This window comes from Patescibacteria group bacterium (genome assembly GCA_034660655.1).
GTDB lineage: Bacteria > Patescibacteriota > Patescibacteriia > JAACEG01 > JAACEG01 > JAACEG01.
Genome location: JAYEJU010000045.1, coordinates 1 through 10,122, shown reverse-complemented (window position 1 = coordinate 10,122; position 10,122 = coordinate 1). Strand labels below are relative to the sequence as shown.

General features: G+C 29.1%; 9 protein-coding genes. 1 reads left to right on the top strand and 8 read right to left on the bottom strand.

Annotation, left to right across the window (positions count from 1 at the left end; all coding sequences use genetic code 11):
- Nucleotides 1–319: 319 nt before the first annotated feature.
- From U9O55_03365 to U9O55_03335, 7 genes are all read right to left on the bottom strand, one after another.
- Nucleotides 320–1,672 (bottom strand): AAA family ATPase, encoded by a 1,353-nt coding sequence (locus tag U9O55_03365; protein ID MEA2088849.1) that lies wholly within the window; start codon nucleotides 1,670–1,672, stop codon nucleotides 320–322.
- A 72-nt stretch (nucleotides 1,673–1,744) separates the two neighbouring features.
- Nucleotides 1,745–2,833: a peptide chain release factor 2 gene (gene prfB, locus U9O55_03360; GenBank protein ID MEA2088848.1), complete on the bottom strand. Its 1,089-nt coding sequence runs from the start codon at nucleotides 2,831–2,833 to the stop codon at nucleotides 1,745–1,747.
- Nucleotides 2,834–2,936: 103 nt separating this feature from the next.
- Entirely contained in the window at nucleotides 2,937–3,281 is a 345-nt protein-coding gene (locus tag U9O55_03355) for a hypothetical protein (GenBank protein ID MEA2088847.1), read from the bottom strand.
- A gap of 64 nt (nucleotides 3,282–3,345) precedes the next feature.
- Nucleotides 3,346–4,089, bottom strand: a complete 744-nt coding sequence (locus tag U9O55_03350; protein MEA2088846.1) for an anaerobic ribonucleoside-triphosphate reductase activating protein — start codon at nucleotides 4,087–4,089, stop codon at nucleotides 3,346–3,348.
- Between the two features lie 186 nt (nucleotides 4,090–4,275).
- Entirely contained in the window at nucleotides 4,276–6,423 is a 2,148-nt protein-coding gene (locus U9O55_03345; protein MEA2088845.1) for a ribonucleoside triphosphate reductase, read from the bottom strand.
- 191 nt (nucleotides 6,424–6,614) lie between these two features.
- Nucleotides 6,615–7,097 carry a transcriptional regulator NrdR gene (gene nrdR / locus U9O55_03340; GenBank protein ID MEA2088844.1) on the bottom strand — a complete coding sequence of 161 codons (483 nt, stop codon included), beginning with the start codon at nucleotides 7,095–7,097 and terminating at the stop codon, nucleotides 6,615–6,617.
- Nucleotides 7,098–7,323: 226 nt separating this feature from the next.
- A complete protein-coding gene (locus U9O55_03335) occupies nucleotides 7,324–8,214 on the bottom strand; it encodes a thiamine pyrophosphate-dependent enzyme (protein ID MEA2088843.1) in 891 nt (296 codons plus the stop codon).
- A gap of 222 nt (nucleotides 8,215–8,436) precedes the next feature.
- Here U9O55_03335 and U9O55_03330 point away from each other — a divergent pair, with 222 nt between their 5' ends.
- Nucleotides 8,437–9,765 carry a phosphomannomutase/phosphoglucomutase gene (locus tag U9O55_03330; GenBank protein ID MEA2088842.1) on the top strand — a complete coding sequence of 443 codons (1,329 nt, stop codon included), beginning with the start codon at nucleotides 8,437–8,439 and terminating at the stop codon, nucleotides 9,763–9,765.
- Nucleotides 9,766–9,884: 119 nt separating this feature from the next.
- On the opposite strand, the gene U9O55_03325 is transcribed toward U9O55_03330, so the two are convergent.
- A partial coding sequence (locus U9O55_03325; GenBank protein ID MEA2088841.1) for a hypothetical protein occupies nucleotides 9,885–10,122 on the bottom strand: 238 nt, incomplete at its 5' end.

Below are 10,122 nucleotides of genomic sequence, written 5' to 3'. Positions count from 1 at the left end.
CGCTGTATTGATGTAATATGTTTATAAGGCATCTTTTTATTGGTTAATTGTTAATTTGTTAGATTAAACAATTATACCAAAAAAAATGTCTTTTTTTAGTTAATTAAGGTTTGGATTAGAATGTAGCGTTTTATTTATTCAAATTATTTATTCAAATATTTTAAACTTTTGGCTTTATCAAAATCAAACCCGTTATTTCACTTTCTTAACCCCTTCCCTATCTGACAACTATTCAGCTTTCTTCTCAATTATTTTAGCTTCTTTATGAGCTTGATCTAAATTATATAAATTTTTTTCTTATTCCAATATAAGATTATTTTTAAATCATAAAATACGGCAAACAATCTATTTTTAATTTATTGATTTTTATGGTTTTTATTTCTTCTCCCCCATAAATTAAAATGCCGTTGTTTATTTTATTATCTTCCATAAAATAAACTAAATTTTTAAGATGCGCTTTATTTATCTGATCGTTTATCTTAACTTCAATTGGAATAATTTTTTTGTTATTTGCAATTACAAAATCAACTTCTTTTTTAATCTTGGTATTATTATAAAAATTAATATTATCGATATTATTTTTTATTATTTCATTATAAATAAAAGTTTCTATTATATGCCCGAATTGCTCATTGCTAATATCTAAATAATCAATATTTAAAGAAACTTTTGACAAATTAAGAGAAGCAACATATCCTTTTTTAAATGATTTTATCTGCTGTCTGATACTTTTAGTGTATTTATAAATATAATGGTATAAAAACATTTTTTCTAAAATTCCGATATATCTTTTAATGGTAATAACATTTAATCCGATTTCTCTTGAAATATTTTGTAAATTTATTTCCTGGGCGCTATCTTTATTTAAAACTTTAAAAAGCTGAAAAAAAGCGTTGTGATTGTCAATATCAAATAATTTTATATCGCGAGAAAAAATTTTATCCAAGATTGAATCTTTAAAATATTTATCCAATTCAAAAGAATTTACTTCATGAAAAAAATAAGGATACTCACCATAAGACAAAAATGTTTTTAGGTCATTTTTGTATAGTAATATATCACGATTATTTTTTACTATCTCTAAAAAATTATTTTCAAAAATGTTTTTTAAAAAATCATAATTTTTTTCATATTTAAAATTGAGAAATTCATGCCAGCTAAAAGGACGTATATCTATATTTATTATTCTGCCAGCCAAACTTTCTTTGGTGTTTTTATGCAGATATAAATGAGTTGATCCGCTGATAATGAATTTAATTTTATTGTTAATATCATAATATTTTTTCAAAACCACCTGCCAATTAGAAATATTTTGCAATTCATCTAAAAACACATAACAATTTGCTTTATAAATATCCTGCTTTAAAATATTTTGGAAATAAAAATCCAATTTCGATTCTAAATCAATATTTTCCTCATCAAACTGGTAAAAAAATATTTGTTTTGAAGCTACTTTTTTTAACAAAGCGTTAATTATCTGCTTAATAATGGTTGTTTTACCCGTTCTTCTTAATCCAATAACGGAAATAATAAGCTCTTTATCTAAATATTTTTCTACATCATAATACTGTTTTCTTTTTTTATATTTTTTTTCCAAAAATAAAAAATTTTTATCCTGATACCAAGGATTATAAAGAGATATATTTTTTGTTGTATTTTGATTTGCTTTCATCTTTAAAAATTACGATATTGAATAGACATCTATATTATATATCTACGATATTAAATAGTCAAATAAAATTTTTTATTTTTTTAAAAATTTTAAATATTCTTCAATAAATCCGTCTATCTCTCCGTCTAAAACTTTGTCAACTTCCTGTGTTTCAAATTTTGTGCGATGGTCCTTTACCATTTTATAAGGCTGCAAAACATAACTGCGAATTTGAGCGCCCCATTCCGCTTTTTTAATTTCACCTTTTAATTCTTTTTGTTCTTGTTTTTTTTCTTGTTCTTGATTTGCTAAAAGTTTAGCTTGTAAAATTTTCAGCGCTGTTTCTTTATTTTGCAACTGAGATCTTTCATTACGGCAAACAACAGTTATTTTGCTTGGAATATGAACAATTCTTACGGCAGAATCTGTTGTGTTAACTCCTTGTCCGCCATGCCCGGAAGATTTAAAAGTTTCTATTTTCAAATCATCATCTTTAATTTTAATTTTATTTGTTTCTAAAAATTCAGGCAATATTTCAACTAAAGCAAAAGAAGTATGGCGCATTTTTTCCGCGTCAAAAGGAGAAATCCGAACCAAGCGATGCGTTCCTGCTTCGCTTTTTAAAAACCCATAAGCGTTTTTGCCTTTAATATGGATAGTAACGCTTTTTATGCCTGCTTCGTTTCCGCTCGCTTTATCAACAATATTAATTTTCCATTTTTTATTTTCGCAAAACCTTAAATACATTCTTAACAGCATTTCCGCCCAATCTTGAGCGTCAACACCTCCTGTGCCTGCGTGAATTGATAAAATAGCATTATTCTTATCATATTTGCCAAAAAACAAAACAAAAAATTCCATTTTAAAAAATTCTTTTTCTTTTTTTTCTAATTCTTTTTTTAATTGATCTTCCAATTCTTCGTCTTTATTCTCAGCTAATTCTAATAAATCATTAACTTCTTTTTTTATTTTCTCCCATTTTTCAATTTCTTCTTTTAAATCATTGGCTGTTTGCGAAACAACGCGCGCTCTTTCTTGATCATCCCAAAAATCGCTTCCTGACATTTCTATTTCTAATGCCTTAAATTTTATTTTTTTATCTTCAATTTTAAGCAACTCTGCTATTTTTCTTATTTTTTCTTTTAACTCGCTAAATTGTTGTATCAAATCTTGAATAGACATATAATAAACTATAACTTATAAAATTTTTTTATTCAAGGTAAAAAAAAGAAACTCTATTTTATGGTTTCTTTCTTATAAAAAAACTTAACTTGCCAAATAAAATTTATCTCATTCTTTTAAAATCTTCTAAATTAACATCATTTAAATTTCCTTGCTGACCAATAGCCATAAAACTATTTAATAGATCCCTGTATTGCTCCAAACCTTGATTTAAAATAGGCGGAAGATAAAAAACAGCCAAGCCTAAAGGCACAATAATCAAAACAAAATAAACCCAAAATTTAATTTTTTGCCAAGTAACCCAGCGCGTTACTTTTTTATTTGATTTTAAACTTTCTTTGGAAATTTCCAAATTCTCTTCTAAAAGCCTGATAATCTTATCATCATTCGTTTCCATTAAATTTGTCGGCTCTTCTATTTTCGCGTCTGATAAATTTTTTTTGCTCATAATTTTATTTATGTTAGATTCCCAGTCAAATTGAGAATGACAATACTAAAAATAACAAACTTATTTAATTTCTAATTTCACATTTTTGTCCCATTTTTTCAATAATGTTTCTTAATTGTTCTAAATCGCTATTTTCCATCGGCTTTAACTTTTTTAATTTATTATACACTACTTCTCCATTCTCGTCCATATTTTTAAATTCTTGCTTTTCAGGAAAAACAAAATTCTGCAAATAATATATTCTGTTATTTTTAATTTTTTTTACAATGTCTACGATATCACCTTGTGTCAATAGTCCTTTAGTTAATGTTGTGCGAAATTCAAAATCAATTCTGTCTTTTAATAAAAATTCCACACTCTCTGAAATATTTTTTAAAAAATTAGAACAATCAACTTGAACAATTTTTTTATATTTTTCATTATTAAACGGCGCTTTGATATCTACCGCGGCATAATCAACTAATTTTTTATTGACTAACTCTTTTAACATCACGGGATTTGTTCCATTGCTGTCTAATTTCACTAAAAAACCAAGTTTTTTAATTCTGTTAATAAAATCCGGCAAATCTTTATGCAGAGTCGGCTCGCCTCCCGTAATTGTAACAGCTTCTAAAATATTTTTTCTTTTATTTAAAAATTCAAATATTTCTTTTTCTGAAATTAATCTATCTTTTATGTTTTTATCTTTAAACAAATCTTTATTATGGCAATAAGCGCAATCAAAATTACAGCCGACCGTGAAAATTATAGCGGTCATTTTATTTGGATAATCTATAAGAGACATTTTTTGCAAACCAGCGATCAGCATAAAAATAAAAAACTTTTTATAATTAATCCTCCTTTGGAAAAGGAGGTTGGAGGATTTTTAAATTTTAAATTATAAAATCCTCCTTGATCCCACTTTGCTAAAGGGGGAATTTAAACATAAATTATAATTTTGTAATAAGGGCGGATACAAGACCCGCCACTACAAAAACACACTACAAGCAATATATTAATTTTTAATTTTATATTCTACTCTTTTATTATATTCCGCCTGTTTTGAATCGTTCCATTGTTTTACTGGTCGCAAATACCCTACAACCCTTGAATAAACTTCTGTTTCTGCTTTGCATTTTGGACACTTAAAATGTTCGCCAGCAATATATCCATGTTCTGGACAAATACTAAAAGTCGGACTAATAGTATAATATGGAAGACGATAATTTTCAGCGATTTTTCTAACAATCTTTTTGGTCGCTTCAACTGACGGCATTTTCTCGCCAATAAATCCATGTATAACTGTTCCGCCAGTATATTTTGTTTGAAGTTCATCCTGCAAATCAAGAACTTCAAAAATATCTTCTGAAAAATTAACTGGAAGATGGCTAGAATTTGTATAATAAGGCGCCACTCCTTTTTCTTTTACTTCTTTTTCATTCGCGACAATTATGTCTGAATATTTTTTTTTGTCTAAATTAGCAAACCTTCTTGTCACGCCTTCGGCTGGCGTTGCTTCTAAATTATATAAATTATTAGTTTCATTTTGATATTTGGTCATTTTTCCTCTCATAAAATCCATAATTTCCAATGCGAATTTTTTTCCTTGTTCAGAACCTACATTTTCGCCAAATAAATTTAAGCATGCTTCATTCATTCCATTAATTCCAATTGTCGCGAAATGATTTTTCCAATATTGATTAAACTTTTTCTTAATTCCGTCTAAATAATGCCGAGCATAGGGATAAAGCCCGTTATCAGATAATTTTTCAATTAGTTCTCTTTTAACTTCCAAACTGTCTTTGGCAACATCCATAAATCCCGCTAGTCGTTCAAAAAAATATTTTTTAGCTTTTTCAATATCTTTTGGAAATTTTTTATTTGATAGATATCCTATTCTTGGCAAATTAATTGTGACTACTCCAATAGAACCAGTCAGAGGATTAGCTCCAAAAAGCCCGCCCCCTCTTTTTCTTAATTCTCTGTTGTCCAAACGCAAACGACAACACATACTTCGCGCGTCTTCTGGGCTCATATCAGAATTTATAAAATTTGAAAAATAAGGAATTCCATATTTTGCCGTCATTTCAAAAACTTTTAACATTACTTTACTATCCCAGTCAAAATTTTTCGTGATATTATAGGTCGGAATTGGAAAAGTAAAAACTCTGCCTTTTGCGTCGCCTTCCATCATTAATTCCGCGAAAGCCATATTTAATGTGTCCATCTCTTTTTGAAAATCGCCGTATTTTTCTTTTTGCGGTTTTCCGCCGATAATAACGCTTTCATTTTTCATCATATTAGGAGCGAATAAATCCATTGTTAAATTTGTAAATGGCGTTTGAAATCCTACTCTTGTCGGAACATTAATATTAAATAAAAATTCTTGCAAAGCCTGTTTTACTTCGTCATAATTTAATTTATCATATTTAATAAACGGAGCTAAATAAGTGTCAAAATTTGAAAAAGCTTCCGCGCCTGCGACTTCGCCTTGCAAAGTATAAAAAAAATTTATAATCTGCCCCAAAGCTGTTCTAAAATGTTTTGCCGGCTTTGATTCAACTTTTCCGCTCACGCCTCCAAATCCCCTAACCAATAAATCTTTTAAATCCCAGCCAGCGCAATAAGGAGCCAACAATTGTAAATCATGAATATGAATATCTCCTTCTGTGTGCGTGTCGCCTATTTTTTTAGAATAAACTTTATTCAGCCAATATCTGGAAGAAACAGCTGACGCGATATGGTTGTTAAGCCCCTGCAGTGAATAGCTCATATTGCTGTTTTCTTTTATCCGCCAATCAAGTTTGTCTAAATACTTTTTCATTAGCTCGCTGGAATCAATTAAGCTTTCAACTTCTCTTAATTTTGCCCTTTGGTCACGATAAAGAATATAAGCTTTGGCTGTTTTAATCAGCCTAGATGTTATTAAGGCTTCTTCAACAATATCTTGAACTTCCTCCACGGCGGGGATTGAACGGCTGTGAAATTTTTTAGCTAAAATTTCAATTACTTTTTCAGACAAAATTTTAGCTTTTTTTTCTGACTTAATTGCTTCGCCAGTAATATTTAAAGCTTTTAAAATTGCTTCTTGAATTTTTTTCTCATTAAAATCAGAGATTTTTCCGTCTCTTTTTAAAATTTTACTAATCTTTTTTTTGGACATAATTTTTTTTAATATTATTATTTATAATTACTTTAAATCGTAGATATACCCCATCAGCTTGCTGTTGGATAATTCATTTATGAAACCAGATAAAATAAGTATATTCTGTCATTCCCGCGAAGGCGGGAATCCAGTGTTTATTTTGTAAAATCTAGATTCCCGCCTTCGCGGGAATGACAAAAAGTAATTTATTATTTTTTACTTTTTTTATTTTTTTTAACTTTCTTTTTTAATAATTCATTAATCTCTTTTCTAAAAGTTTCAGGATCTTCAAATGATTTATAAACAGAAGCAAAACGAATATAAGCCACCTTATCCACTCCTTTTAATCTTTTCATTATTATCTCTCCGATCTCCTTGCTTTCAATCTCTTTCTTTTTTAATTTTTGCAAATCAATTTCTATTTGATTAACCAGTTTTTTAAATTTTTCATCAGAAGTTTGTCTTTTTTCCAAAGCTTTTTTTAATCCTTTTTCTACTTTTTCTTTATTATAAACTTCTCGCCCGTGATTCTGTTTAACAATTGTTAAATCAAAAATTACAGCTTCTTCTAAAGTAGAAAAACGAAATCCGCATTTCAAACATTCTCTGCGCCGCCGAACAGCAAAATCTTGGTTTGTTAAGCGCGAATCTATTACTTTTGTGTCAAAATAATGGCAATTAAAACATTTCATAAAATATTGATGTCATTCCGTGCTTGACACGAAATCTGCTTTATAAACTTGCAGATTCTGAATCCCTGCCTGCCGGCAGGCAAGAAGTTCAGAATGACAAAAAAAATTTACAATATTTAGTATTTCTAATATTATTATAATACCATATATTGTGCTTGTCAACCAGCCATTTTAAACTAAAAAAAATAAAAAGCAGAGCTTTTCTGTGGATAAATTAACTTATTTTTTATTTATATTTTTTAATATTATTATTTGCTATATTTTGAATTTTTTCAATTTCTTTTTTATTTTCTTTTTTCGCGAACAAATGCGCAAATCTTTTTTGTAATTTTAAATAATCTTCTACTTTTGGCGGATTTTTAGGAAATGACATCACATTTGTTATTGTCCCTGCTTCAACCTCATATATTGGCCATAAACCTGTTTGATGCGCCAATTTGCCAAGCATTATTGTCTGCTTCGCGTTTATTCCCCAGCCAGGAACACAAGGCGTCAAAATCTGAATGTATTTAGAACCTTTAATTGATAAAGCTTTTTTTACTTTATTTTGAACATCAGTTGGATAGCCTGCTGAACTTGTCGCGACATAAGCCAAATTATGCGCCATTGCTATCGCAGGCATATCTTTTTTAAAAAAAGTTGAGCCGATTGATTTTTTACCTTTTGGAGTTGTTGTTGTATGAGCGCCATAAGGAGTCGCTCCTGACGCTTGCACGCCTGTATTCATATATGCTTCATTATCATAACAAATATACAATATATCTTCTTGTCTTTCCCACATTCCAGAAATTAAACCAAACCCGATATCATAAGTAGCGCCGTCTCCTCCCTGCGCGATTATTTTAACATTGCTCTGCTTTTTTTGCTTTAACGCGGCTGAAATGCCTGAAGCAACAGCTGAAGCGTTTTCAAAAAGCGAATGTATCCAAGGCATTCCCCACGCGGTTTCTGGATAAGGGGTTGTTGTTACCTCTAAACATCCTGTAGCGTTTGAAATAATAGTGTTGGGTCCAGCTGCTTCCGCTACTAAACGCGCCGTGATTGCTAAACCACAGCCAGGACAAGCCCTATGACCTGGTGAAAATAATTCATTGGTTTTTGGTTTTACTTGTCGCATAGGTATAGTGACTCAAAATCACAAAAATTATCCGAATACCCAAAAAATTAATATTGTTCGGAATTTTAAATCAATTATATTATACCACATATTTTACAAAGGCGCAAAAGATGATATAATAAAATAAATTAAAGAGTAAAAGCTTGTATTAAATTATTTCATAAAAATTTTTTAAAAAAAATTAACTCCATAATTTTTAATTTTAAATTTTTAATTTGCAATATGGATTATTCTATTTTTAAAGCTTATGATGTAAGGGGAATTTATCCTTCTCAACTTGACGAAAATGACACTAAACTTATTGGCAATGCTTTCGCGCATTTTGCGAAAAGCAAAAAAATTATTGTCGGCAGAGATATGCGGATTTCTTCCAATAAAATTTTTAAAAAACTTGTTCAAGGAATAAACGACTCTGGCGTTGATGTTATTGATATTGGCTTGGTTTCAACAGACACTATATATTACGCGTCAGGAAAATTAAATTTGCCTGGAATAATGATTACTGCTTCTCATAATCCAGGCAAATACAATGGATTTAAATTCTGCCTTAAAAAAGCAAAACCTGTCAGCGAAGACACAGGACTTAAAAAAATTAAAGAATTAACAAAAGAATATAAAGTGTTAAAAAATAAAGGTAAAATTTTCAAAAAAAATATTTTACAAGATTATAAAAAATTTGCTTTATCTTTTATAAACAAAAAACAAATAAAATCTTTAAAAATAGTTATTGACGCAGGCAATGGAATGGCAGGAAAAATTGTTCCAATTTTTTTTAACAAACTTCCAACGAAAATTGTTCCTCTTTATTTTAAATTAGACGGAAATTTTCCAAATCATCTGGCAAGCCCGATGGAGAAAAAAAATTTAAAAGATTTAATAAAAAAAGTAAAGACAGAAAAAGCTGATTTAGGAATGGCGTTTGACGGCGACGCTGACAGAGTTTTTTTTATTAATGAAAAAGCCAAGCCAATATCAGGAGCTATAATCACGGCTATAATCGCTAAAAATATTTTAGTAAAAAATACGAATGAAAAAATAATTTACGACTTAAGATGCGGACATATTGTGCCTGAAACTATTAAAGGATATAACGGAATACCAATAATAGAAAAAGTTGGACATTCTTTTATAAAAGCAACAATGAAAAAAAATAACGCTATATTCGGGGGTGAACTTTCCGGACATTATTATTATCGCGACAATTTTTATGCTGACAGCGGTATAATAACAGCTTTAATTATTTTAGAAATTCTGTCAAAATCAAATCAAAAAATATCTCAAATAGTAAAAAATTTCCAAAAATATTATCAAATAGAAGAAACAAATTTTAAAATACTTGACAAAAACAAAAAAATTAAAGAAATAAAAAAGAAATATTCCAATGGAAAACAGTTTAAATTAGACGGGATCACAGTGGAATATAATAATTGGTGGTTTAATGTCCGCGCTTCAAACACAGAACCTGTTTTACGACTGAATTTAGAGGCAGACACAAAAAAATTGATGTTGGAAAAGAAAAAAGAACTTTCGCAAACAATTTTAAAAAAATAATTTATTAAAGAAAAAAGCGCCTTAAACAAGGCGCTTTTTTTATTTTTCTTATAATGCTGTAAAAAATGTGATATTTTTAATTAACTTCAAAAAAATATAGTCTAGCTAAATTAAAATTGCTATGGCTCAAATCTTACTGCGTCAGCGCAAGTGCTTGTTCCATCTCCTGTTGATATTATTATTATATTTGCTGTTCCAGTAAAGCTGTATGTGTTAATGATATTCCATTTGCCTCCGTTTACTTGCTGATTTATATGAATTGTTTCCAATAATACTGCTCCGTCTCGTATTTCAACAGCAACATTGTCTGATCTGCTTGCCCATTCTGTCCACCATAATGAAATTTCATAATCTCCT